Here is a 21,909-nt window from a genome sequence, read left to right as displayed (position 1 = left end):
GCGGGAGCCCTGGGGCCATGGCACCGAGAGATCAGTCGTCTTCCTGCTCCTGGCCCCGGCATTCGGGCGGTGACGTGAACCTGTCTCGGGCGGGATGCTGCGGACGCCTCGCCTTCGCCGCCGAAACCGTCGCGGCGGTCACGCCCGGCGGTGATCCGTCAGTCCGACGGACCGCGCCCGCTCCCGGTGTCGATGAGGATCTGTTCCGCCTGGCTGATGTTGTCCGCCCGGACCGCTTGGGCCATCGCGGCGCGGGCGGCGTCCGGTGCCGCGTCCGGCGGGACCACCAGCAGCGAGAAGAGGTCCCGCTCGCCCCGCGTGATCAGGACCGTGTCGTCACCGACCGGGAAGGAATCGATGTGCACCACGCAGTCGTCCACGAGGATGCGCGTCGGCAGACCCTCCCAAGCTGCGGTGTCCAGCCCCACGCGGGTCACGGGGCCGAGGTGGGCGATGAGGGCACTCAGCAGCGCGGGCAGCTCGGCGCCCATGTCGCGCGAGCGCGGCCACCACGCACCATCGAGGACACCTTCACGTGATGCGGTCGTCTCCAGCCGGAGAAGCGCAGAACCCGGCCGCAGGGCCTCGTGGGCACCGCTGGGCAGACGCCGGGGAACAGGAGGTGTATCCGAGCTGGTCATGAGGGACCACCCGTCTGTAGGGCAGGTGCGACAACGGGACCGCCTCGCACCTGCCACGCTACTCCTGGTCCCACGCGCGCCGGCGTCTCCTAAAGCGCCCTCTGCCCTAAGCGAGCGTTTCCGCAGGTCGCGCCCACACGCGCTGGAACTCCTCGGCCGAGATGACCTCCAGCGGATCCTCGCCGGGGTCGACCGCTTGGTCGGTCAGGCCGCCGTGCTCGTCCTCCAGGTGCTGCCGGCTGTACCGGTGGAGCCGGCCGGCCGAAGTCAGCTCGGCCTGCTTGATGACGATCAACTCGCCGCGGTCGGGTACGGCTTCGAAGTACCACAGCCCGCCCTCCTCGTCGGCGTGGCGGAAGTAGTGCCGCGAGGTGGCGTTCTCATCGAGAGCTCGGTAATACGCCACGGTCTTCGCTTTGATGCGCTCCAGGTCCACGGGGCCATGATGCCGACGAGCTGGCCTCGGCAGGGGGGGGCCGCATCGGCAACGGGAACCGGCAACTCAGTGGTGCTGTGCCCCACTTGCCGTGCCCGCGGGTGCCGTTTCGTCCTCCGGTTCCCAGCGCAGCAAGTCGCCCGGCTGGCAGTCCAGTACCTCGCACAGTGCCGCGAGCGTCGTGAAGCGGACCGCCTTGGCACGGCCGTTCTTGAGGACGGCCAGGTTGGCGGGGGTGATGCCGACGCGTTCGGCGAGTTCGCCCACGGACATCTTGCGCCGGGCGAGCATCACGTCGATGTCGACGACGATCGGCATCAGATCACCTCGGCCAGCTCGGCCCGCATCCGCGCCGCCTCGACGTCGCGGGCAACCGCCTGGGCGAGCAGCATGCGCAGCACCAGGACGATGAGCGCGACACCGAGGACGGCCAGGCCCACGCCGCCGATCAGGAGCACGATGCCGGGAGCCACGTCCTCGCCCGGCGCCAGGACCACACCGAGGGTGAAGACCAGCAGCGCCGCGGCCGTCATCGCGCCGATCACGATGTGTACGTAGCGGAAGGCGCCGTGGGAGAAGACGGTCCCCCGGCGCACCATCGTCACCAGCCGCCATACGCAGACCAGGACGACCTGCGCCGTCACCAGCCCCAGCAGCACGATCACCACCACCGGGGTGCGCCGGTCGAAGTCACCCATGTCGGCGGCCAGCAGCGGGACCATCACCGCCTGCACGAACACCGACCCGGCGAGCAGCCCCACCAGCACCGCGCGCAGCGCGAGCACCGTCAGTTTTCCCATCGCCTTCCCTCCTCCTCGTCGTCTGATGCCGGCACACCCGCACACGTCCGCACGCGACCGCACCATCGAATCTCGATGAGAATCTATCGTTTTTCGATAGGTGCAGCAAGAGGAGGCGAGAGGGAGGTGACCGGCGGCCCCTGCATTCCGCTTCAGCGGCGGTGCGCCGTCGCCGCGATGGCAGGGAGGACGGCCAAGGCGAGGGCGGGGCAGCTCGCGGCGTTGCGTCGGCCCGGTTGGCGAGCGGTACGACTCCGACTCGACGCAGTGCCCCTCCTCGGTACCCTGGCCGAATGGGCGAAGCCGTAGCCGCAGGTGAGCAGATGGGCATCGTGGCCGCGCTCGTGCGGTCGGCGTTCCTGGTGGACGCCGTGTACGCCGAGTCTGGCCGTCGGTTCGGGCTGACCCCGCAGCAGGGCCAGCTGCTGTGTGTGCTGATGCCGCAGCCGTACGGCATGTCCGAGCTGGGCTCGATGCTGGGTCTGGCCAAGTCCAGCCTGACCGGGCTGGTGGACCGCACCGCGCAGCGCGGCCTGGTCCGCCGCGAGGCCGATCCCCGGGACAAGCGGGCGGTACGGGTGCGCCTCACCGAGGAGGGCGCGGTGCTCGCCGGGCAGTTCTACGACGCCGCCTGCCGCCGCATCGAGGAGCTGCCGTCCGGCCTCGCACCCGCCGAGCGGGAACAGCTGGCGGCGCTGCTCGCGAGGGTGGTCCGGGACAACGAGGTCCCGCAGGTGTTCCTCGAGCCGGAACCACGGCCGTAGGGACATCACCGGACCGACCGCCACAGCCACAGCCACAGACGCCTCACATCGCCAGGTTCGCTGATCGCGCGACCGCCGTCCGTGGACCCCGGCCGCGCCGGTCCCGCAACCCTGCTCACTTCGCCGCCCGCGCCTCCCCGGTCTTCTCGTCAACCCGACTGTCCGCCTCGCCCGCACCAGCCACACCGTCCCCCTCCGCGCCCCCCGCGCCCTCCCCCACCCCCAACCCCCGCGCCAGCACCCCCGTCACAGTCAGGGAACCGACCGCCATCACCGTCATCGCCACCCCAGGCGAGGTCAGTTGGGCTGTCGTGCCGGCCAGGGTCGCGCTGAGGCCCTGGCAGGTGAGCATGCCGGCGGAGTGGAGGCCGAGGGCGTGGCCGGAGAGTTCGGTGGGGGTGAGGGTGACCAGCCGCTCCTGCTGTACGAGGCTCGCCCCGAAGCCGGCGGACGCCACCAGGACCAGGACGGCCGCGACCGGCACCGGCGGGCGCAGGAAGAACAGCAGGTACGGTCCGGCCAGCAACAGCAGCAGCGGCACCCCGAGTCGCGCGCGCCGTGCCGGTGGCACCAGGCGGCCGACGGTGACGTCCCCGGCGAACATGCCCAGCGCCGCGCAGGCGAACAGTGTCCCGGCGGCACCGGGCGCGTAGGAGACGTACAGCGACTCGCAGCCGACGATCAGTCCGTTCGGCACCCACAGGGCGAGATAGACGCGGCGGCGGGGACGTGACGACCACAGCCGGGCGTTGGCCCGCCAGGTGGCCCGTACCGAGGGGCGGCCGGTGGCGCGCGGCGGGCGTTCCGTCAGGCCCAGCCGCAGTCCGAGCGCCGCCCCGGCGTACAGCAGCGCCGCGAGCAGCAGCGCGGCGCGCGGGGTGAGGAGGGCGACGAGGACGCCGCCGGCCGCGTAGCCGCCGATCTGGGCGAGGCCGCTCATCATGTTGAAGACCGAACGCCCCAGCAGGTAGCGCTCCTTGGAGAGGATCTCGGTCAGCAGTCCCCACCGCACTCCCCCGCCCAGCGAGGCCACCAGCCCCTGCGCGAGGACGACGGCGAAGACCGCCGCCGGCGGCAGTCCCGGCAGCGCGAGCACCGCCGTACCGGCCGCGAAGGCGACGGCGACGCCGGTGAGCGTCGCCCGGGGCGGCAGCCGGTCGGCGCCCGACAGCAGGAAGGCGGCACCGACGACCTGGGCCAGCGACGGGCCGAACATGCTCACCGCCGCCAGCAGCGGCGATCCGGTGGCCCGGAACACCAGCGTGCCGAGGGCGAGCCCGCCGAGGGTCTGCGCGGCGGTCTGGGCGGCGGAGGACAGGAACAGCGGGGTGAACTCGGGCGTGCGGAAGAGGCTCGCGTAGCCGGGTGAGGTGCGCATGCGGGGAGTCTCGGGCGGCCGCGACGGGCCCCGTTATTGTTTCGCGCACACGCGAAACCAACCGGGGGGCGGGCGGCATGGGCTGGTGGCAGCTCGACGCGGACACCCTCGCCCGCAGCCGGTTCCTGCTCTCGCCGTACGCCGAGACCTTCGCGAGTCTGAAGCTGCTGCACGCCGGGACCGGGGCCCATCCGGGCGAGCGGGAGTGGCTGCGCGCGCACCTCCCCGCCTACCGGGCCCGCCTGGCCGCCGACCCGGTGACCGCGCGGCTGGTGCGGGCGGGACTGGGCCGGGACTGGATCGCCGACTTCCTCACCCCGACGCCGCGGGACGGCGAGGACTTCGCGCGGGCGGTCGCCCGGGTGCGCGCCACCCATCCCGACGCGGCCCGCGCCCATCTGCGGCTCTCCCTCGCCGGCCCGCTCCCCGCCGTCCTGGACCGCGACGACCTGCCCGAGCGCGCGGCGGCGCTCCTCACGTATGTGTGGACCGAGACCGTACGGCCGTACTGGGCGCGGCGCCGCCGCGTGCTGGAGGCCGACGTCGTCGCCCGCACGGCGCGGATGAGCGAGGGCGGCTGGGCGGCGGTGCTGGACGCCCTGCGGCCGGGCACCCGCTGGCTGGGCGCCAGCCGCTTCCAGGTCAATCTGCACGAGTACCCGCCCCGCGACATCTCCGGCGCCGAACTCGTCCTCGTGCCCGTCACCCCGCGCACCGGCTGGGTGTCGTGGGAGGAGCCGGAGCGGCAGCGGTACGCCCTGGTCTACCCGTGCTCCGGGCCGCTCGCCGACGGCCACGCCCGGCCCGCGCCCGCGAACCTCGCCGCCCTGCTGGGCCGGGCCCGCGCCGCCGTCCTCGTCCTGCTGGACTCCCCGCTCAGCACCACCCAGCTGACGGCCGTGACCGGGCAGGGGCTCGGCTCGGTCGGACGGCATCTGCGGGTCCTGCGGGACGCGGGGCTGGTGGAGCGGCGCCGGGCGGGCCGCTCGGTGCTGTACGCGCGAACGGCGGCGGGCGATGTGCTGATCCGGGCCGCGGCGGGCGATGTGCCGGTCCGGGCAGCGGCGAGCAATGTGCCGGTCCGGGCAGCCGCGGGCGATGTGCCGATGTAGGCCCCGGCGAGCAATGTGCCGGTCCGGGCAGCCGCGGGCGATGCGCCGCTCCAGGCCGCGGCGAGCGCACAGTCGACCTGGGCCGCGGCGAGCGCACAGTCGACCTGGGCCGCGGCGAGCGAGGTGCCGATCCAGGCCACGACAGGCGAGGTGTCGGCCCGGACCGCGGCAAGCCATGTGCCGACCCAGACCGCGGCAAGCGAGGTGCTGCCCCAGGCCCTAGGGGACCGGCCTGCCGGGGCGAGCGGCGGCGGGCGCGGCTAGCATCCGGCCTATGACCACCAACGCATCCCCCCTCGACGTCGGCATCGACGCCCTCCAGGGCGGTCCCGCCGATCTGAAGCAGTACGCCGGGCAGGTCGTGCTCGTCGTGAACGTGGCCTCCAAGTGCGGCCTGACCCCGCAGTACGCCGGTCTGGAGCGGCTCCAGGAGCGGTACGCCGCCCGCGGGTTCACCGTGCTCGGCGTGCCCTGCAACCAGTTCCTCGGCCAGGAGCCGGGCAGCGCTGCGGAGATCGCCGAGTTCTGCTCGGCGACGTACGGCGTGACCTTCCCGATGACCGAGAAGGTCGAGGTGAACGGCGAGGGCCGGCACCCGCTGTACGAGCGGCTGACCGGTTTCGCCGACGCCGAGGGGCACAGCGGGGACATCCGCTGGAACTTCGAGAAGTTCCTGATCGGCCGGGACGGCACCGTCGTCGCCCGGTTCTCCCCGCAGACCGAGCCGGAGTCGGCGGAGGTCGTCGCCGCCATCGAGGCGCAGCTCGGCTGAGCCGGAACGGCCGGCCTTGACCTTGCCCCCGGGGCAGGCCCGAGTCTCCTTCCCGCCGGGCGCCGAGGACCGCCCGGTGACGGAGGATGCGCGGATGGACGAGGAACTGCTCACCATCGGGACGTTCGCCGCCCGGGCCCGCCTGTCGGCCAAGGCCCTGCGGCGGTACGACCGGCTCGGCCTGCTCACCCCGGCCCGGGTCGACCCGGCCAGCGGCTACCGCTACTACCGCGTCGCGCAGATCGAACAGGCGCGGCTGGTGGCCCTGCTGCGGCAGCTGGACATGCCGCTGGCGCGGATCGCCGAGGTGGTCGCCGCGGACGGGGAGCGGGCGGCCGGGCTGCTCGCCGCCTACTGGGCGGACGTAGAGGCCCGGCTGGCGGGGCAGCGGACGCTCGCCGCGTACCTTCGTGGACGGCTGTCGGGAGGTAGTTCCGAGATGCGCGAGATGTTCACGGTCGAGACGGTCGAGGTGCCGGCGCGGGTGGTGATCACCGAGACGCGGCATGTGCTGGCGGACGAACTGCCCGCCTGGATCGGCGCGTCGCTGGGGCGGCTGGAGGAGGCGGCCCGGCAGTGCGGCGGCCCGGCCGGCGCGCCCTACGTCGTCTACCACTCCGAGGTGTCCATGGAGAGCGACGGCCCCGCCGAGGCCTGTGTGCCGGTGGCCGACGAGGCGGCGGCCCGGGCCTGGGCCGAGGCACGCGGACGCGCCTGGCAGACCCGCGTGCGAGTGGAACCGGCCATGCGCCTCGCCTTCACCCGGATCGGCAAGGCGCAGGTGGCCCATCCGCAGATCCTGGCCGCCTTCGAGGCGGTGGAGGAGTGGATCCGGGAGCGGGGGCTGGAACCGGCCGGTGCCTGCCGCGAGGTGTACTTCGCGGACTGGGACGCGGCGGGCCCCGGCGACCCCGTGTGCGACGTGGCGTTCCCGGTGCGCTGACCGCGGACAAGAGCCGAGCCCCCTCGGCAAGGACGGCGGGCTCGTCGAGAGGGCTCTGCGCACGGTGCGCGAGGTGCGCGGGTGGTGCCGGTGTTACGCCTTGACCGAGGCCACGAAGACGTTCCACGCGTCGGCGGGGAAGGCCAGCACGGGGCCCTGCTGCACCTTGGAGTCCCGGACGGCCATGGCCGACGGAACCGGGGACTTGATCTCGACACACGCGCCGTTGCCCTGGGAGTAGGAGGACTTGACCCACGTGTCCGTCGCGCCCTGCTTGATCGCCATTTTCGCTCCAGTAAGCCAGTTGCTGAGTTGTGCGTTTGCGCCAACGTTCCTGTCTTGATGGCGTGATCGACGCTACTCGCCAACTCGGATCTCCGGAGCGACTATTCACTCGACCGGATGGCATATTCCATTCGGGTCTTCCGTCCGGTCGGGGCGACGGTGTACTTTGCGGCGCCTCACCTGCGACCCGCGTAGTCCTTCACCACTTCCGAGATGAATTCCCGGGTTTGGTCGGCATTCAGGGCCTGTGCCCGCAGATGCTCGTACATGACTGCGTATTTCTGGACATCCTGCGCCTTTTCCAGATAAAGGTCGCTGGTGACGCCCTCGATGTAGACCACGCTCGAATCGGCGGCGTCCGGGAACTCCAGAATCGCGTACTGCCCGCTCACACCGGGGTGGGCGCCCATCTCGAACGGAATCAACTGGACGGTGACGTGCGGCAGTTGGGACATCTCGAGCAGGTACTCCAGCTGCTCGATCATCACCTGTTTACTGCCCACCTCGCGGCGCACCGCCGCCTCGTCGAGCACCGCCCACAGCCGCAGCGGGTTCTCCTCGGCGGCAATACGTTCCTGCCGGCGCAGTCTGACCTGCACCCGTTTGTCGATGTCGGCCGGCGTCGCCTCCGGCAGGGCACCGGTGATCAGGGCCTCCGCGTACTGCCGGGTCTGCAACAGGCCGGGCACCACCTGCGGGTCGTACACGCGCAGACTGGCCGCGTCGGTCTCCAGGCCGATGTAGACGCTGTACGGGATGTCGCCGAAGGAGTGCCACCAGCCCTGCTGGCGCGAGTCCTTGGCCATCTGCATCAGCGAATCGACGATGCGGTGGTCCTCCACCTCGTAGACCCCGCACAGGTCGCGCACATCGCGCTGGCTGATGCTGCGACGGCCGTTCTCCAGGCGGCTGATCTTCGACTGCGACACCAGCAGCCGCTCCGCCACCTCCTCGGCCGTCATACCCTTGAGCTCACGGAGCCTGCGCAGCTCCTGGCCCAGCCGGCGCCGCCTGACGGTGGGATTGACATTGGACGCCACGGGACGTGCACCTCCGGCTGCTGCAACTTTGCGTATCTGCTGTTGAGCAGACTGCCACCAAGGCGCGGCTTACCGCTGGGAAACCGCGGATATGCGGCGGGTACACGCCATATCCGCACACACGGACATGCGTCCGCGCGGGGCGGCGGACGCGTCCGTCGTCCGAACGACGCGTTCCGTCACCCCGCGCGGCTCGCGCGGCTCCCGAACCGGGCTTGTGTCTCGCCGTACTGCCGTACCGCCGTACTGCCGTACTGCCGTACCGCCGTACTGCCGTACCGCCGTGGGCCCGTGGCTAGTGGGCCACGGCGCGCGCCATGCCGGCACGGCGCGGCTGGGCGGGAACCCCCCGAGCGGGTTCCGCCGTCCTGGCGCCGGCGGGCGGCCGGCCCGCCGGGCCCGCAGCGGCGCGGCGCGGCTGCGCCCCCACGCCGTTCTGGACGTCCATAACGGCGTGCGCCACGAGGCCGCCCATGGGGTCGTGCCTGATCAGGTCCCGCAGCCGGGAGCGGGACGAGCGTCCCTCGTTCCCCGGATACAGGTGCTTGCCGAGGCCGACCGCGTGCGCCAGGGCGGCGAGCGCCGCGGTCCGCGGGTCCGGCGGAACGCCGGTGCGGATCGCGGAATCCAGCCGGGCCTTGATCTCCCGGCTGATGGCGTTGTCCGTCGCCTGGTAGCGAGTCGTCGGCAACACCCCGCACATCTGGCCCTCGACGGCATGCACCATGCCGCACCGTTCCAGATGCGAGAGGTACGTCTGGCGGAGCCCGAGACGCGGCCCGCCGATCCAGTGGACGGCCCGTACCGGAGCGCCACGCCTTCGCAGCAACTCCAACGCGCAGTCCAGTGTCGGATCTCCTGTCGGCCGTGGGACCACCACGGCGATACGATCCCCGTCTGGGGCTATCCGTCCGGCCAGCGCCAGCTCCACTAGCTGTGCTCCGGCCAGACCCAGGTCGAGCGACTGCGGCTGTGCGGTGGTACCCGTCGTCGGGTCCAACGCCAGCAGCAGAAGCTCCTCCGGAAGTGTTCTGCGGCTCCTGCCCATCCATGCCTCCCCGCGTGGATGAATGACAGGGTGACCCCTCTCACATTGGTCTGTCGAGGGTGCGTGACCGGTTCGTAAGGGAACCGGTAGGTATGTCGTTCTCGTCTACCGCTTGGGTTTAGCCCGCACACAGGACACTGGTACATGGTTCGGACAGTCGTGGAACCGAGGTGTCCGGGCGGCGGTTCGGTTCGGTAGCGCACGGGAACGTGCGGCATGGAGGAGGCATCGGTGGCGGGCGAGTCCCCCGACAGGTCGAAGCAGCGCGAGTCGTCGGCAGAACCGACGTCGGGGAGCGCGGGTCCGGTTCCCGAGGCCCGGAGCGAGGCGGCCGATCCCCGCCTCTCCGTGGCCCGTACGAGCGTCGACACGGCGACGCGGGTCCTCTCCACGAAGGACCTCGCGAAGGCGCGCGAGGACGGCGCGGAGGGCACGGACGGCACGGACGGCGCGGACGGCGCCGCCGAGGACAGCGGTGAGGACGCCGGCGGCAAGGGCGGCGAGGACCTGGACGCCGCGGTGGCGGCATGGGTCCGCTCCGCGGACGAGGCCCCGTCCGACGAGGCCGCGTCCCCGAAGGAGGGTGACGCCGCGTCCGCGAAGGAGCCTGAGAAGGCCGAGGAGTCCGAGAGGGCCGAGAGGGCCGACAAGGCCGGCAGGGCCGAGGAGCGCGACGACGTCGACGAGGCCGCGGTGGCCGGGGACGAGTCCGAGGCGGCGGCCGAGGAGGACTCCGACGAGCCGCAGGACGCGGCCGACGAGGGCGGGAAGGACTCCGGGAAGGGCGCGACGGCGGCGGAGACCGCCGAGGGCGACAAGGGCGACGGGGACGCCGAGGCCGACTCCGAGAGCGGCTCCGAGAGCGACTCGGGCGCCGAGGGCGACGAGGACGGCCCGGAGGACGCGAAGGGCGCCGCCGAGGAGACCCCCGAGGCCGCCGAGAAGGCCGAGGACGACGCCGACGCGTCGCCCGTCGACCAGCCCACCACCGTCTTCAAGGCCGTACGGCCGCCGAAGCCCGCGGTCGACCAGCCCACCACCATGCTGAAGCTCGGCGACGCCGCCAAGGCGAAGCCGGCCGCGGAGTCCGGCAAGGCGAAGGAGACCGCCGAGGAGTCCGGGAAGGCGCAGAAGCCCGAGAAGGACGCCGCCAAGGACCCCGCGAAGGACAAGGCCCCCGCCAAGGACGCCGGAGACGACTCCGCGAAGGACGCCGCGCGGACCGGCAAGTTCGTCGCGCTGAAGCCGCTGGACGACCCGGCGGACCGCAAGCCCCGTCCGGCCGCGCCCGCGAAGCCCGCCGGCCCGGTCGCGCCCGCCAAGCCCGCCGAGCGGACCGAGGCGCCCGCGCCCGCCGACGTCACCGCCGCCGTGCCGCAGATCGGCCCGGAGCGGACCACGCAGCAGCCGTTGCCGCCGAAGCCGCCGCTGGACCTGCTGGCGGAGCTGACGAACACGCCGCCGCCCCCGCAGACCCCGCTGCGCACCGCCGTGCGCCGGGTGAAGATCTGGACGCCGCTGGTGCTGCTGCTGGTGATCGTGTTCGCGGTCGTCCAGTCGTTCCGCCCGCTGCCGGCGCCCACGCTCCAGTTGACCGCCCAGGACAGCTACACCTTCGACGGCTCGAAGATCGACATCCCGTGGCCGGAGAACGGCCAGGCGGCGCTCGACGTGCAGGGCATCGGCACGTTCGGCTCGTCCGGCGAGCAGAAGCCGGTGCCGATCGCGAGCGTCGCCAAGGTGATGACGGCGTACGTCATCCTCCGGGACCACCCGCTCAAGAGCGGCGAGGAGGGCCCGATGATCAAGATCGACCAGGTGGCCGAGGAGCAGTCCCAGGCCGGCCAGGAGTCGACGGTCAACGTGTACGCGGGCGACCGGATCTCCGAACGCGAGGCGATCGAGGGCATCCTCATCGCGTCCGCGAACAACGTGGCCCGGCTGCTGGCCCGTTGGGACGCGGGGTCCGAGAAGGCGTTCGTGGCGAAGATGAACGCCGCCGCGAAGGACCTCGGGATGACCGACACGACGTACACCGACCCGTCGGGCCTGAACGACACCACGGTCTCCACGGCCGTGGACCAGGTGAAGCTCGCCAAGGCCGCGATGACCCAGCCCGCGTTCCGCGAGGTCGCCGCGATGATGTCGTACGACGACTACAAGGGCGTGAACCACCCGAACTGGAACCAGCTGGTCGGCAGCAACGGCGTCGTCGGCATCAAGACCGGCACCACCACCTCCGCCCTCGGCAACCTGGTGTTCGCCGCGAAGAAGGAGATCGGCGGCGAGACCCACACCATCGTCGGCGCCGTGGTGCGCCAGCCGGCGGGCGGCGCGGACAACACCATCCTCGGTGCCGCGCTGCACCAGAGCGACCTGCTGATCCGGGCCGCGCAGGGCGCCCTGGAGTCGGCGACGATCCTGAAGAAGGGCGACGTCGTCGGGTATGTGGACGACGGTCTCGGCGGCCGTACCCCGGTGGTCGCCACGGAGGACGTCACCGCGGTCGGCTGGCCGGGCCTGGAGGTCAAGGTGTCCTTCGCCGCCGACGAGCTGCCGCACACGGCGAAGGCCGGGACGAAGGTCGGCACGCTGACCGTGGGCGACGGGGCCGTCGCCGGGGCCGTGAAGGTGCCGGTCGCGCTGGAGCGGGACCTGGTGGAGCCCGGCTTCACGGCGAAGGTGACGCGGATCGCCTGACGCCGCCGCACCCGGGGCCCGAGCCCCGCACCGCACGCACGCACCCCGTCGAGCAGGGCCCGCAGGCCCGCCGGCGGGGTGCGTGCTAGCGTCACGAATCGGGACAGGCCGCCCGCGTGCGGGACGCGGACGGAAACTCCCGGGGCCCTGCCGGCAACGGCCGGGGAACGGTCGGAGAGCAGGGACCACGCGGCCGGGGAACGTACGAGACGCACACGGGGAGCGCCAACAGGTGGCCACTGCGGAGCCGACACGCACCGACGACACCGGTCCGGACCCGGGGGACGGTCCGCGAATACGCGTGCCCGGCTCCCCGCCGGACCCCTCGCGGCGGACCCTGCGCGACCGCGTGGCCCGCCACCCCGCGCTCCTCGTCACCGCCGTGGCCGGCGTGCTGCACATCGTGTGGTTCTTCACGTTCGCGAACAGCGGCGGCGACCTCGCGGCGCAGGACGCCTGGGCGGAGTTCGTCGGCCGGCACCCCGACTCGGCGTACAACCTTGCCTGGTACGGCGGGATGCACCCGGTGTCGTACAGCGTGGTGTCGCCGTATCTGATGTCGGTGCTCGGCGTGCGGACCACGATGATGATCGCCGGGACGCTGTCGGCGGGTCTGCTGACGATGATCCTGGTCCGCAGCCGGGCCGTCCGCGCACCGCTGTGGCCCGCGCTGGCGGGCGTGTTCGGCCTGCTCGGCAACGCGGCCTCGGGCCGGGTGACCTTCGGTCTGGGCACGCTGTTCGCCCTCGCGGCGGTGGCGGCGGTGTTCTGCTGGCCGTACCGCTGGCGTCACAAGCGCTGGGCGAAGGCACTGTGCGCGGCCCCGCTGGCGGCGCTGGCCACCATGTCGTCACCGGTCGCGGGCCTGTTCGTCGGGCTGGTGGCGGTGGCGCTGTTCCTGCAGAAGCGGCGGCCGGGCGCCTGGGCGCTGGGGCTCGGCCCGAGCGTGGTCGTCGCGGTGTCCGCGTGGGCGTTCCCGTTCTCCGGCACCCAGCCGATGGCGTTCGGCTCGGCCGTGCTGCCGATGCTGTACGCGCTGCTGGTCTTCCTGCTCGTGCCGCGCGAGTGGGTGACGGTCCGGATCACCTCGGCGGTGTACTTCCTGGCCGTCCTGCTCGTGTGGCTGATCAGCTCGCAGATCGGCTCGAACATCACGCGGCTGGCGATGCTGTTCGCGGGGGTGGCGCTGGTGGCGGCGCTGCCGTTCACGGTGCCGCGCTCGCGCAAGTGGTACGCGCTGGTGGTGTCGTTCGCCGGTTTCGTCGGCTGGATCGGCTTCAAGTCGGTCGACGACGTGGTGCACACCACCCCGCGCGCCTCGTGGGCCCGGGAGCTGGCGCCGCTGGTGAACGAGTTGCAGCAGGTCGGCGCCGGCAAGGGCCGGGTGGAGGTGGTCCCGGCCGCCTCGCACCGGGAGGCCTCGGCGCTCGCCCCGTACGTGAACCTGGCCCGCGGCTGGAACCGCCAGGCCGACATGGAGCGCAACCCGCTCTTCTACGACGACACCCTGAACTCGGCCAACTATCACCTGTGGCTCAAGCGCTGGGCGGTCCACTTCGTGGTCCTGCCGAAGGACGAGCCGGACGGGGACGGCGGCCAGCGCGAACGGGAGCTGGTGCAGCGCGGTCTGCCGTATCTGGAGCAGATCTGGGGCGACGCCAACTGGCAGCTGTTCCGGGTGAAGAACCCCACTCCGCTCGCCGACCCGCCCGCCACCGTGGAGCGCGCCGAGCAGGGCGAGATGACGCTGCGGGTCGGCCGGCCCGGCCGGATCCTGATACGGGTGCCGTACTCCCCCTGGCTCCAGCTGGTCGACGCCGAGGGCAAGGGGGTGGAGGGCCCGCGGGAGACGGAGGAGTCCCGAAGCCGCCCCGAGGGTGAGCCGAAGACGTACGAGAACGTCAACGGCTGTCTGATGGAGACGGAGGAGGACGAGGAGGGCGACACGTGGACGCTGCTTCTCGCGCCCCGCGCGGGCACCTACCGGCTGGCCTCCCCCTACGACTGGCCGCGCGGGACACCGTGCCCGGAGGAGCTGCGCTGAGGCCCTGATCGCGGCCCTTTCCGCCCCACTCGGAGACCACCCGGATTCGTTCAGGTCCGTGAACGGAAGTCACCTGGCAGAACAATTTTGCCAGCCCTTGACCTTCCGCTTGCTTGTCGTGCCCATGTGACCGCACTCACGATGAGCGGGCCGTTCACAAGGCGGACCCTGAGCGGACCCTGAAAGGGTGGCACATGAACAGTCTCGACTGGGCCGTGCTCATCGGCTACTTCGGCGTGATGGTGGCCATCGGCATCTGGTCGCACAAGCGCGTGGACAACGTCAGCGACTTCTTCACCGCCGGCGGCAAGATGCCCTGGTGGCTCTCCGGCATCTCGCACCACATGTCGGGCTACAGCGCGGTGATGTTCACGGGGTACGCGGGCATCGCCTACACCTACGGCGTCACCTCCTTCGTCACCTGGTCCTTCCCGATCGCCCTGGGCATCGCCATCGGCTCCAAGCTGTTCGCCCCGCGGATCAACCGGCTCCGCTCCCGCCTCCACGTGGCCTCCCCGCTGGAGTACCTGAAGAACCGCTACGACCTGAAGACCCAGCAGGCGCTGGCCTGGTCGGGGATGCTGCTGAAGATCGTGGACGTGGGCGCGAAGTGGGCGGCGATCGCCACCCTGCTGTCGGTGTTCACGGGTGTGTCCCTGAACCAGGGCATCCTCATCACCGGCACCATCACCGCCGTCTACTGCACGATCGGCGGCCTGTGGGCCGACGCGCTCACGGAACTCGGCCAGTTCGTCATCCAGTTCCTCGCCGGCATCGCGATGTTCGTCGCGGTGATCATGGAGCTGAACGACAAGGGCATCGGCTTCCTCGGCGCCTGGCACGAGCCCGAACTCCAAGGCCACGGCGAGCCGTTGGTCGGCCCCTACGGCACGGTGTTCCTGCTCGCCTTCCTCTTCATCAAGCTGTTCGAGTACAACGGCGGCATGCTCAACCAGGCGCAGCGCTACATGGCCACCTCCAGCGCCTACGAGGCCGAGCGCTCGGCGCGGCTGTCGGCGGTGCTGTGGCTGGTGTGGCCGCTGGTCCTGTTCTTCCCGATGTGGATGTCCCCGCTGCTGGTGGAGTCCCAGAAGTCCGACGGCTCCGACTCCTACGGCCTGATGACCGAACAGCTCCTCCCGCACGGCCTGCTGGGCCTGGTCATCGTCGGCTTCTTCTCCCACACGATGGCCATGTGCTCCTCGGACGCCAACGCCATCGCCGCCGTCTTCACCCGGGACTGCGCGCCGGTCGTCTGGCGCCGGGCGCGGGCCTGGAGCGAGGGGCAGGGCCTGCGGGTCGCCCGCGTCACCACGGTCGTCTTCCTCGGCCTGTCGATGGCGGCGGCCACCCAGGTCAACTCCCCCACGTTCGGCGACATCATCACCGTCGTCATCAAGTGGGTCGCCGGTCTGATGGGCCCCATGGCCATCCCGATGATGCTCGGCCTGCTCCGCCCCTTCCGCCGCTCCGGCCCGACGGCGGCCCTCACCAGCTGGGCGACCGGCCTGTTCGCCTTCTGGCTGGTCAACTACCCCATCCACTGGAACCTCGACGGCGGCGTCCCGCTCCAGTACCAGGTCTCGATCCCGCTCGCGGTCTCCCTCGTCCTCTACATCCTGATCGGCTACCTCAAGCCGGAGGACACCCCGGAGCGCCTGGCCGTCATCGAGCGCATCAACACGGACGACGACGGCACCGGCACGGCGGCGCCGATCCCGGCCCAGCAGGACGGCACCCCGGGCGTACCGGTCAAGGACTGACCCGGCTCCGGGCCACCGAGCCCGGGGTCACGACCGCCCGGGACACGGCCGCCCGGGCGGTCGTCCGTGTCACGGCCACAGCAGGGTGCGTGTCCAGCGGTCGCCGTCGCGGCGGTACACCAGGCGTACGTGCCGTCGCCGGGCGTCCCCCTGGAAGAACTCGGCCTCCTCGGGGCGCAGGCGGTAGAGGGTCCAGGTCGGCGCCGGGGTGCGCGGGGCGCGCTCGGCGCGGGCCCAGGCCGCCTCGGAGGCCCGCGCCAGTTCGTCCAGGGAACCGAGGGGTTCGCTCTGCCTGCCGGTCAGGGCGGCGGCGAGGGCGCCGGTGGAGCGGGCGTGCAGATCGGCCTGGGCCTCCTCGGGCGGGGCGGTGGTGACCCGGCCGCGCACCCGGATCTGGCGGGCCTGCGCCGGCCAGTAGAAGCCGAGGGCGGCATACGGGCGGGCGGCGAGGTGGCGGCCCTTGCGGCTGCCGGCGTGGCTCGCGAAGCTCCAGCCGTGCGCCGCGTCGGCACCGTGCAGCATCACCGTCCGGACGTCCGGCAGGCCCTGCTCGTCGGCCGTGGCCAGGGACATGGTGTGCGGCTCGGGCTGCCCGGCGGCGACCGCCTGCGCGAACCACGCGGTGAACAGGTCGAGCGGGTCGTCAGGTGCCGTGGCCGGGTCGAAGGAGGGCAGGGGGTCGAGGTCCCACACCCGCAGGGACCGCAGCAGTTCGTGAAGGTCCGGTGCCATGGCCCGAGTATCGCCGTATCCGCCGGCGTCAGACGGTGGCCAGCCGCTGGAGCAGCAGGAACGCCCCGATGCCCAGCATCGCGGCGCCGGAGGTGCGGGTGACCGCGCGGGCGGCGGCCGGGCGGGCGCCGAGGACGGCGCGGGCCAGCAGGCCGACCGTGAGGTAGACGGCGGCACAGCACGCCATGTGCAGCAGGCCGAGCGCGGTGGTCTGCACGGGCACGGGCAGGTGGTGGCCCTCCAGGGTGAGGAACTGCGGCAGCAGCGACAGGTAGAGGAGCAGGCCCTTCGGGTTGAGGCCGCTGATCGTCGCGCCCCGCAGAAAGGTTCGGCGCCGGCCGGTGGGCGGGCCGGCCGGGTCCGCGGCGCCCGGCACGGCCGGCCGCCGCAGCACTCCCCAGCCCAGCCACAGCAGGTACGCCGCGCCCGCCACCGTCAGCGCGGTGAGCAGCGTCGGGGATCCGGCGACCAGCACCGCGAGGCCCGCCGCCGCGAGGACCGTGTGCAGGGCGTAGCCGGTGACCAGGCCCGCGACCGCCGGGACCGGGGAGCGGTCGCGCAGGCCGGCGGAGATCACGTACGCCCAGTCGGCGCCCGGTACGCAGACCAGCAGGAGGTCCAGAGCGAGGAAGGAGAGGAGGGAGGCCGAGTCCATACCGGGGACATTAGGCGGAGATGCGCCGAAAGTGTTCCCGTTCTTTCTCCGCTCACTCGCACTCTGAGGCAAGATTTCCCGCATGGACGACGTGGACCGGAAAATCCTTGCCGAGCTGCAGCAGGACGGGCGGCTGACCGTGACGGAGCTGGCCGCGCGGGTGCGGCTCAGCGTCTCGCCGTGCCACCGGCGGCTGCGCGAGCTGGAGCGGTCGGGGGCGATCAGCGGCTACCGGGCCGTCGTGGACCCGGCCGCGGTGGGGCTGACCTTCGAGGCGCTGGTCTTCGTCTCGATGCGGCAGGAGGACCGGGAGACGGTCGCCGGGTTCGAGCGGGCGCTGACCGAGGTGCCGGAGGTACTGGAGGCGCAGCGGCTGTTCGGGGAGCCGGACTATCTGCTGCGGGTGGTGGCGGCGGATCTGGCCGCCTACCAGCGGCTGTACGACGAGCGGCTGGCCACGCTGCCCGGGGTGCAGCGGCTGACGTCCACGCTGGTGATGAAGCACGTGGTGCGGGACCGGCCCCTGCCCGCGTAGCGCCGCGCGGATCCGTGGCTCCCCGCGCCCCTTCCGGGGCGCATGACAGGACGTGGGGAGACGGGGGTCCGCCGTCGCGCGACCCGCTACTTCGCGGGCTTCCTGCCCGTGATGCCGAGGTGCACCAACAGGGCGAGGGCGGGCTTGAGTTCGTTCTGCTTGACGCCCGCGAGGCCCTTCTGGTGGCCGGCCACCGCGGCGAGCATCGCGACGATCGAGCCGGCCATCGCCGCGGCGCTGACGTCCTTGTCGACCCGGCCCTTGGCCTGCAGCTCGGACACCGCTTCGGCGAGGGAGGTGTTGACCGAGCTGAGGATCTTCGTGCGGATCTTGTGGAACCGCTTGTCGCCCTCGGCGGCGCCGAGGTCGATGACGCGCAGGATCGCGTCGTTCTTGCGCCAGAACTCCAGGAATCCGTCCACGAGTTCCTGCGCGGTCTGCCAGCCCGCCTTGCCGGCCCAGGTGCGTCCCTCGACCAGTCCGGTCAACGCGGCGCTCTCGCCCGCCATTTGCTCGGCGATCTCCAGGACGGCGCCCTCGACGTCCGGGAAGTACTGGTAGAACGTCGCGGGCGAAGTGCCTGCCTTCCGGGCGACATCGATGACCTTGACGTCCCGGTAGGGAGAGGAGCTGAGCATCTCGCTGAGGCAGTCGAGCAGCTTCTGCCGCGTCGCCTGCCCGCGCCGGCCGGCCACGCGGCCGTCGACGGTACGCACTTGTCCTGTCATGCCGTCAGCTTACCGAGGGGGGGTGGGAGCGCTATTCGGCCGACTGCAAATGGGGTGCGCGGGGGCTTCGAGGGCTGTGTGCCTGGTGAGCGGGGTGCGCGGGGCGCCGCTACTTTGACTGCATGGCCGAAAACAGGGCATCTGCTCACCAAGAGGGATACACCGAGGGCGTCCCGTGCTGGGTCGACGCCCAGCTCGCCGACGTGGCGGCGGGCAGGCGGTTCTACGGTGAGCTCTTCGGGTGGTCCTTCGAGGAGTCGTACGGCGGGAGCGTGTGGGCGCGCCTGGACGGGCGGCCGGTCGCCGCGCTCGCGCAGAAGGCGGACGGGCGGCTGCCCACCGTGTGGACGGTGTACTTCGCGACGCCTGACGCCGAGGGCCTGGCCCGGCGGATCCTGGCGGCCGGCGGGCAGGTGGTGACCGCGCCGGTGCCGGTCGGCGAGCTGGGTGTCGCCGCGCTCGCCACCGATCCCGAGGGCGCCGTCTTCGGCCTGTGGCAGGCGGGCTCCCACCGGGGTTTCGGGCGCCGTCACGAGCCCGGCACGTTCGGCTGGGCGGAGCTGTACGCGCGGGACACCGCCGCCGCGAACGGCTTCTACGGCGGCCTCTTCCACGACGCCCTGTTCGGCCCGGACGCCGAGCCCGACTTCGGCCGCGCCCCGCTCACCGACGTCTTCCCCGCCGAGATGCCACCGCACTTCCTGGTGCACTTCCGGGTGGCGGACTGCGCGGCCGCGCTCGCCGAGGTGACCCGGCTCGGCGGGCGGGTGCAGGCGGGCCCGTTCGAGACGTCGTACGGCACGGTGGGCGTGGTCACGGACGACCAGGGGGCGTCGTTCGCGGTGCTCCAGCGCTGAAACCGGCCACGCCGGGTCCGGTCCTACCAGGGTTTTTGCGGCGATATCAGGTGAGACACCCCGTTTCTCACCGGGTTCGCAACCTGCGCCCCGGCCAGGAAGAATCGGGGTGCGTGCCGCCACGGCGGTGCGGTGGTGAGACGCTGCACGGGGTCGCGTACATATGTGGGTGACGCGGCTCGTACGGGGAGGTGGCAGGCAAGTGGTGGATCAGCTGACACAGCACGATCCGCGGCGCATCGGGCCGTTCGAGGTGCTGGGACGGCTGGGGGCCGGCGGCATGGGGCTGGTCTATCTCGCGCGCTCGGCGTCCGGCCGGCGCGTGGCGATCAAGACGGTCCGCACCGAGCTGGCCGAGGACCAGCTGTTCCGGGTCCGCTTCACCCGTGAGGTGGAGGCGGCCCGCGCGGTCTCCGGCTTCTACACGGCGGCCGTGGTCGACGCCGACCCGCGCGCCGCGGTGCCGTGGCTGGCCACCGCGTACGTGCCCGCGCCCTCCCTCGAGGAGATAGTGAACGACTGCGGTCCGCTGCCCGCGCAGGCGGTGCGCTGGCTGGCGGCGGGCGTGGCGGAGGCGCTCCAGTCGATCCACGGCGCCGGACTGGTCCACCGGGACCTGAAGCCGTCGAACGTGCTGGTCGTGGAGGACGGCCCGCGGGTGATCGACTTCGGCATCGCGTCCGGCGTATCGAACACCCGTTTGACGATGACCAACGTCGCGGTCGGCACCCCCGCCTACATGTCCCCCGAGCAGGCCAAGGACTCCCGCAGCGTGACGGGCGCCTCCGACGTCTTCTCCCTCGGCTCCACCCTCGTCTTCGCCGCCACCGGCCACCCGCCCTTCCACGGCGCCAACCCGGTCGAGACCGTCTTCATGCTGCTGCGCGAGGGCCCGGACCTCGAAGGCCTGCCCGACGAGCTGCGCCCGCTGATCGAGTCCTGTATGCAGATGGACCCGGCGGCCCGGCCCACCCCGGCCGACCTCCAGGCCCAGCTCGCCCCGCATCTGTTCGGCTCCGGCTCCGACGACAGCGGGACGGCGTCGGCGTGGCTGCCCGAGCGGGCCGTCGCCCTCATCGAGGCCCGCCGCGGCGGCCGCCCCGCGGTCAAGCCCGCGTCCGGCGGGCACTCCGGTGGCCATCACGGCGGGCACCCCGGCGGACACTCGGGCGGGCGCGGCGCCGGACGCGGCGGCTCCGCCGTACCGCCCCCGCCGCCGCACGACCCGGTCGTCCCGGCCCCGGTCGGCGCCCCGCCCGTCCCTGTCGGCGCGCCCCCGGTCCCCGGCCCCTCCGCCGCGCCCGACAGCGGGCCGATCCGGCTGGCCGGCGCCGCCGTGCCCATCGGGCCCGGACCGCGCGTCGCCGACGCCCGCGCCGCCGCCGTCAAGGCGCCCCCGCCGGAGGCCGGTCTCGCCGCCTCCTGGTCGAAGCCGCGCCCCGGCGTGGGCGGCGCCGATCCGGCCGTGACCGCGCCGCCGGCGCCCCCCGTGCCGCCGGAGCCGGCCGCGACGGGCTGGCGCCCGTGGCGGTTCCGCATGTCGAACGACGTGTGGGGCACCCCGGCCGTCGCCGGCGACCTCGTGTACGTCACCTCCTTCGAGGTGCACGCCCTCGACGTGGCCACCGGCCGCCGCCGCTTCAAGACCCGCGACGTCGCCTGGTCGATGGCGGTCGCGGACGGCAGGATCCACGCCTCCGACGGGCCCACCCTGTTCGCGCTGGACGCCCGCGAGGGCACCGACCTGTGGCGGCTGTCCACGGACGCCTGGGTGTACTCCCTCAAGGCCGAGCGCGGCACCGTCGTCACCGGCACCCGCGGCGGCGGCGTCCAGGCGTGGGAGGCCGTCAACGGCCGCAAGCTGTGGGAGATCACCGGCTGCCAGACCGACTTCGAGTCCCCGGAGGCGGGCCCGGCCCTGCACGACGGCACCGTCTACCTCTGGCAGGACGCCCGGCTGCGCGCCCTCGACGCCCGCACCGGCGACGAGCGCTGGTCCTACCCGATCGGCGACGCGGCCTCCTGCGGCGGTGTGCCGGTCCGGGTCGCGCCCGCCCCCGACGGCTACGTCTACGTCTCCGCGGGCACCCGCGTCCTCGCCGTGGACGTCGCGAGCGGCCACGTGCGCTGGCACTTCGAGGCCCCGGCGGTGTTCCTCTCCCCGCCCGCCTTCGCGCCCGGCCCCGCGGTCACCGGCGGCGGTGTCTACCTCGCGGACTACCTCGGCACGGTCTACGCCCTGGACGCCACCGACGGCCGGGACCGCTGGCGCATCGCCACCGAGGCCCGGGCCTCGGTCGAGCCGGTGCTGGTCGCGGCGGGCCACGTCCACGTGGGCAGCGGCACCGGCCTGTACACCCTGGACGCGGTCACCGGCACCCCCAAGTGGCGCTTCCAGGCGGGCGGCGACATCGTCGGCGCCCCGGCGGTCGCGGAGGGCCGGATCCACTTCGGCTCCACGGACCACCTGCTGTACACGCTGAAGGCCGACGACGGCCGGCTGCGCTGGAAGCTGGCGACCGGCGGGGAGATCACCGGCTCGCCGGTGGTCAAGGACGGGATCGTGTACGCGTGCAGCAAGGACCGCTGCGTCTACGCGCTGGACGCCGAGAAGGGCACGGGCACCGCGCGGACCGCGTGAGGTCCGCGCGGTCCGCGGGAGATCCGGGGACGGCC

21 protein-coding genes are annotated in these 21,909 nt (G+C 72.7%); 10 read left to right on the top strand and 11 right to left on the bottom strand.

Annotated elements, in window-relative coordinates; genetic code table 11:
• Nucleotides 1-158 precede the first annotated feature (158 nt).
• The 4 genes from AB0K92_RS05425 to AB0K92_RS05410 all read right to left on the bottom strand — a co-directional run bounded on the left by AB0K92_RS05425 (nucleotide 159) and on the right by AB0K92_RS05410 (nucleotide 1,877).
• Nucleotides 159-641 carry a DUF5994 family protein gene (locus tag AB0K92_RS05425; protein WP_365919626.1) on the bottom strand — a complete coding sequence of 161 codons (483 nt, stop codon included), beginning with the start codon at nucleotides 639-641 and terminating at the stop codon, nucleotides 159-161.
• 106 nt (nucleotides 642-747) lie between these two features.
• On the bottom strand, nucleotides 748-1,077 hold the full coding sequence (locus tag AB0K92_RS05420) for a hypothetical protein (protein ID WP_365919624.1): 330 nt from the start codon (nucleotides 1,075-1,077) through the stop codon (nucleotides 748-750).
• A gap of 66 nt (nucleotides 1,078-1,143) precedes the next feature.
• A complete protein-coding gene (locus tag AB0K92_RS05415) occupies nucleotides 1,144-1,395 on the bottom strand; it encodes a helix-turn-helix transcriptional regulator (protein WP_365919622.1) in 252 nt (83 codons plus the stop codon).
• Nucleotides 1,395-1,877 (bottom strand): DUF2975 domain-containing protein, encoded by a 483-nt coding sequence (locus tag AB0K92_RS05410; RefSeq protein WP_365919620.1) that lies wholly within the window; start codon nucleotides 1,875-1,877, stop codon nucleotides 1,395-1,397. Before AB0K92_RS05410 ends, AB0K92_RS05415 begins: the two co-directional genes overlap by 1 nt.
• 323 nt (nucleotides 1,878-2,200) lie before the next feature.
• Between AB0K92_RS05410 and AB0K92_RS05405 the strand changes: the two genes are divergently transcribed.
• The gene (locus tag AB0K92_RS05405; protein ID WP_365919893.1) at nucleotides 2,201-2,641 is read left to right on the top strand and encodes a MarR family transcriptional regulator; all 441 of its coding nucleotides are present in this window, start codon (nucleotides 2,201-2,203) and stop codon (nucleotides 2,639-2,641) included.
• Nucleotides 2,642-2,756: 115 nt separating this feature from the next.
• Here the strand turns inward: AB0K92_RS05405 and AB0K92_RS05400 are convergent, their stop codons facing one another.
• Nucleotides 2,757-4,019, bottom strand: coding sequence for an MFS transporter (locus AB0K92_RS05400; protein WP_365919618.1), 1,263 nt, complete (start codon nucleotides 4,017-4,019; stop codon nucleotides 2,757-2,759).
• A 77-nt stretch (nucleotides 4,020-4,096) separates the two neighbouring features.
• On the opposite strand from AB0K92_RS05400, the gene AB0K92_RS05395 reads away from it, so the two are divergent.
• The 3 genes from AB0K92_RS05395 (at nucleotide 4,097) to AB0K92_RS05385 (ending at nucleotide 6,846) form a co-directional block, all read left to right on the top strand.
• Nucleotides 4,097-5,131: a helix-turn-helix domain-containing protein gene (locus AB0K92_RS05395; RefSeq protein WP_365919616.1), complete on the top strand. Its 1,035-nt coding sequence runs from the start codon at nucleotides 4,097-4,099 to the stop codon at nucleotides 5,129-5,131.
• A gap of 274 nt (nucleotides 5,132-5,405) precedes the next feature.
• Entirely contained in the window at nucleotides 5,406-5,903 is a 498-nt protein-coding gene (locus AB0K92_RS05390) for a glutathione peroxidase (protein WP_365919614.1), read from the top strand.
• 94 nt (nucleotides 5,904-5,997) lie between these two features.
• Nucleotides 5,998-6,846, top strand: a complete 849-nt coding sequence (locus AB0K92_RS05385; RefSeq protein WP_365919891.1) for a MerR family transcriptional regulator — start codon at nucleotides 5,998-6,000, stop codon at nucleotides 6,844-6,846.
• A gap of 93 nt (nucleotides 6,847-6,939) precedes the next feature.
• Here AB0K92_RS05385 and AB0K92_RS05380 read toward each other — a convergent pair whose 3' ends face one another.
• From AB0K92_RS05380 to AB0K92_RS05370, 3 genes are all read right to left on the bottom strand, one after another.
• Nucleotides 6,940-7,131: a DUF397 domain-containing protein gene (locus AB0K92_RS05380; RefSeq protein ID WP_365759646.1), complete on the bottom strand. Its 192-nt coding sequence runs from the start codon at nucleotides 7,129-7,131 to the stop codon at nucleotides 6,940-6,942.
• Between the two features lie 176 nt (nucleotides 7,132-7,307).
• Nucleotides 7,308-8,171 carry a helix-turn-helix transcriptional regulator gene (locus AB0K92_RS05375; RefSeq protein WP_165999730.1) on the bottom strand — a complete coding sequence of 288 codons (864 nt, stop codon included), beginning with the start codon at nucleotides 8,169-8,171 and terminating at the stop codon, nucleotides 7,308-7,310.
• A 295-nt stretch (nucleotides 8,172-8,466) separates the two neighbouring features.
• Nucleotides 8,467-9,219, bottom strand: a complete 753-nt coding sequence (locus AB0K92_RS05370) for a GPP34 family phosphoprotein (RefSeq protein ID WP_365919612.1) — start codon at nucleotides 9,217-9,219, stop codon at nucleotides 8,467-8,469.
• Between the two features lie 216 nt (nucleotides 9,220-9,435).
• On the opposite strand from AB0K92_RS05370, the gene AB0K92_RS05365 reads away from it, so the two are divergent.
• The 3 genes from AB0K92_RS05365 (at nucleotide 9,436) to AB0K92_RS05355 (ending at nucleotide 15,726) form a co-directional block, all read left to right on the top strand.
• A complete protein-coding gene (locus tag AB0K92_RS05365) occupies nucleotides 9,436-11,919 on the top strand; it encodes a D-alanyl-D-alanine carboxypeptidase (RefSeq protein WP_365919610.1) in 2,484 nt (827 codons plus the stop codon).
• Nucleotides 11,920-12,151: 232 nt separating this feature from the next.
• Nucleotides 12,152-13,963 carry an MFS transporter gene (locus AB0K92_RS05360; RefSeq protein ID WP_365919608.1) on the top strand — a complete coding sequence of 604 codons (1,812 nt, stop codon included), beginning with the start codon at nucleotides 12,152-12,154 and terminating at the stop codon, nucleotides 13,961-13,963.
• Nucleotides 13,964-14,157: 194 nt separating this feature from the next.
• A complete protein-coding gene (locus AB0K92_RS05355; RefSeq protein ID WP_365919606.1) occupies nucleotides 14,158-15,726 on the top strand; it encodes a sodium:solute symporter family protein in 1,569 nt (522 codons plus the stop codon).
• Nucleotides 15,727-15,795: 69 nt separating this feature from the next.
• Here the strand turns inward: AB0K92_RS05355 and AB0K92_RS05350 are convergent, their stop codons facing one another.
• The gene (locus tag AB0K92_RS05350; RefSeq protein ID WP_365919604.1) at nucleotides 15,796-16,458 is read right to left on the bottom strand and encodes a pyridoxal 5'-phosphate synthase; all 663 of its coding nucleotides are present in this window, start codon (nucleotides 16,456-16,458) and stop codon (nucleotides 15,796-15,798) included.
• A 28-nt stretch (nucleotides 16,459-16,486) separates the two neighbouring features.
• On the bottom strand, nucleotides 16,487-17,113 hold the full coding sequence (locus tag AB0K92_RS05345; protein WP_365919602.1) for a LysE family translocator: 627 nt from the start codon (nucleotides 17,111-17,113) through the stop codon (nucleotides 16,487-16,489).
• Between the two features lie 82 nt (nucleotides 17,114-17,195).
• On the opposite strand from AB0K92_RS05345, the gene AB0K92_RS05340 reads away from it, so the two are divergent.
• Nucleotides 17,196-17,648, top strand: a complete 453-nt coding sequence (locus AB0K92_RS05340; protein WP_165999746.1) for an Lrp/AsnC family transcriptional regulator — start codon at nucleotides 17,196-17,198, stop codon at nucleotides 17,646-17,648.
• A gap of 86 nt (nucleotides 17,649-17,734) precedes the next feature.
• Here AB0K92_RS05340 and AB0K92_RS05335 read toward each other — a convergent pair whose 3' ends face one another.
• The gene (locus tag AB0K92_RS05335; RefSeq protein WP_165999749.1) at nucleotides 17,735-18,376 is read right to left on the bottom strand and encodes a TetR family transcriptional regulator; all 642 of its coding nucleotides are present in this window, start codon (nucleotides 18,374-18,376) and stop codon (nucleotides 17,735-17,737) included.
• Nucleotides 18,377-18,498: 122 nt separating this feature from the next.
• On the opposite strand from AB0K92_RS05335, the gene AB0K92_RS05330 reads away from it, so the two are divergent.
• Complete coding sequence (locus AB0K92_RS05330) at nucleotides 18,499-19,233, top strand: VOC family protein (protein ID WP_365919599.1); 735 nt, start codon at nucleotides 18,499-18,501, stop codon at nucleotides 19,231-19,233.
• A gap of 202 nt (nucleotides 19,234-19,435) precedes the next feature.
• Entirely contained in the window at nucleotides 19,436-21,874 is a 2,439-nt protein-coding gene (locus tag AB0K92_RS05325; RefSeq protein WP_365919597.1) for a PQQ-binding-like beta-propeller repeat protein, read from the top strand.
• The last annotated feature ends 35 nt before the right edge of the window (nucleotides 21,875-21,909 follow it).

This window comes from Streptomyces sp. NPDC052687 (assembly GCF_040678395.1).
In the GTDB taxonomy this organism is placed as follows: domain Bacteria; phylum Actinomycetota; class Actinomycetes; order Streptomycetales; family Streptomycetaceae; genus Streptomyces.
The sequence above is the reverse complement of the archived record's forward strand: the minus strand, read 5'-3'. Positions and strand labels throughout refer to the sequence as shown.

Coding starts and splice junctions, on each gene's coding strand:
- AB0K92_RS05410 (WP_365919620.1), bottom strand. CDS start 1,877: ATGGGAAAACTGACGGTGCTCGCGCTGCGCGCGGTGCTGGTGGGGCTG.
- AB0K92_RS05400 (WP_365919618.1), bottom strand. CDS start 4,019: ATGCGCACCTCACCCGGCTACGCGAGCCTCTTCCGCACGCCCGAGTTC.
- AB0K92_RS05385 (WP_365919891.1), top strand. CDS start 5,998: ATGGACGAGGAACTGCTCACCATCGGGACGTTCGCCGCCCGGGCCCGC.
- AB0K92_RS05395 (WP_365919616.1), top strand. CDS start 4,097: ATGGGCTGGTGGCAGCTCGACGCGGACACCCTCGCCCGCAGCCGGTTC.
- AB0K92_RS05345 (WP_365919602.1), bottom strand. CDS start 17,113: ATGGACTCGGCCTCCCTCCTCTCCTTCCTCGCTCTGGACCTCCTGCTG.
- AB0K92_RS05335 (WP_165999749.1), bottom strand. CDS start 18,376: ATGACAGGACAAGTGCGTACCGTCGACGGCCGCGTGGCCGGCCGGCGC.
- AB0K92_RS05355 (WP_365919606.1), top strand. CDS start 14,158: ATGAACAGTCTCGACTGGGCCGTGCTCATCGGCTACTTCGGCGTGATG.
- AB0K92_RS05415 (WP_365919622.1), bottom strand. CDS start 1,395: ATGCCGATCGTCGTCGACATCGACGTGATGCTCGCCCGGCGCAAGATG.
- AB0K92_RS05340 (WP_165999746.1), top strand. CDS start 17,196: ATGGACGACGTGGACCGGAAAATCCTTGCCGAGCTGCAGCAGGACGGG.
- AB0K92_RS05370 (WP_365919612.1), bottom strand. CDS start 9,219: ATGGGCAGGAGCCGCAGAACACTTCCGGAGGAGCTTCTGCTGCTGGCG.
- AB0K92_RS05405 (WP_365919893.1), top strand. CDS start 2,201: ATGGGCATCGTGGCCGCGCTCGTGCGGTCGGCGTTCCTGGTGGACGCC.
- AB0K92_RS05330 (WP_365919599.1), top strand. CDS start 18,499: ATGGCCGAAAACAGGGCATCTGCTCACCAAGAGGGATACACCGAGGGC.
- AB0K92_RS05390 (WP_365919614.1), top strand. CDS start 5,406: ATGACCACCAACGCATCCCCCCTCGACGTCGGCATCGACGCCCTCCAG.
- AB0K92_RS05350 (WP_365919604.1), bottom strand. CDS start 16,458: ATGGCACCGGACCTTCACGAACTGCTGCGGTCCCTGCGGGTGTGGGAC.
- AB0K92_RS05425 (WP_365919626.1), bottom strand. CDS start 641: ATGACCAGCTCGGATACACCTCCTGTTCCCCGGCGTCTGCCCAGCGGT.
- AB0K92_RS05380 (WP_365759646.1), bottom strand. CDS start 7,131: ATGGCGATCAAGCAGGGCGCGACGGACACGTGGGTCAAGTCCTCCTAC.
- AB0K92_RS05365 (WP_365919610.1), top strand. CDS start 9,436: ATGGAGGAGGCATCGGTGGCGGGCGAGTCCCCCGACAGGTCGAAGCAG.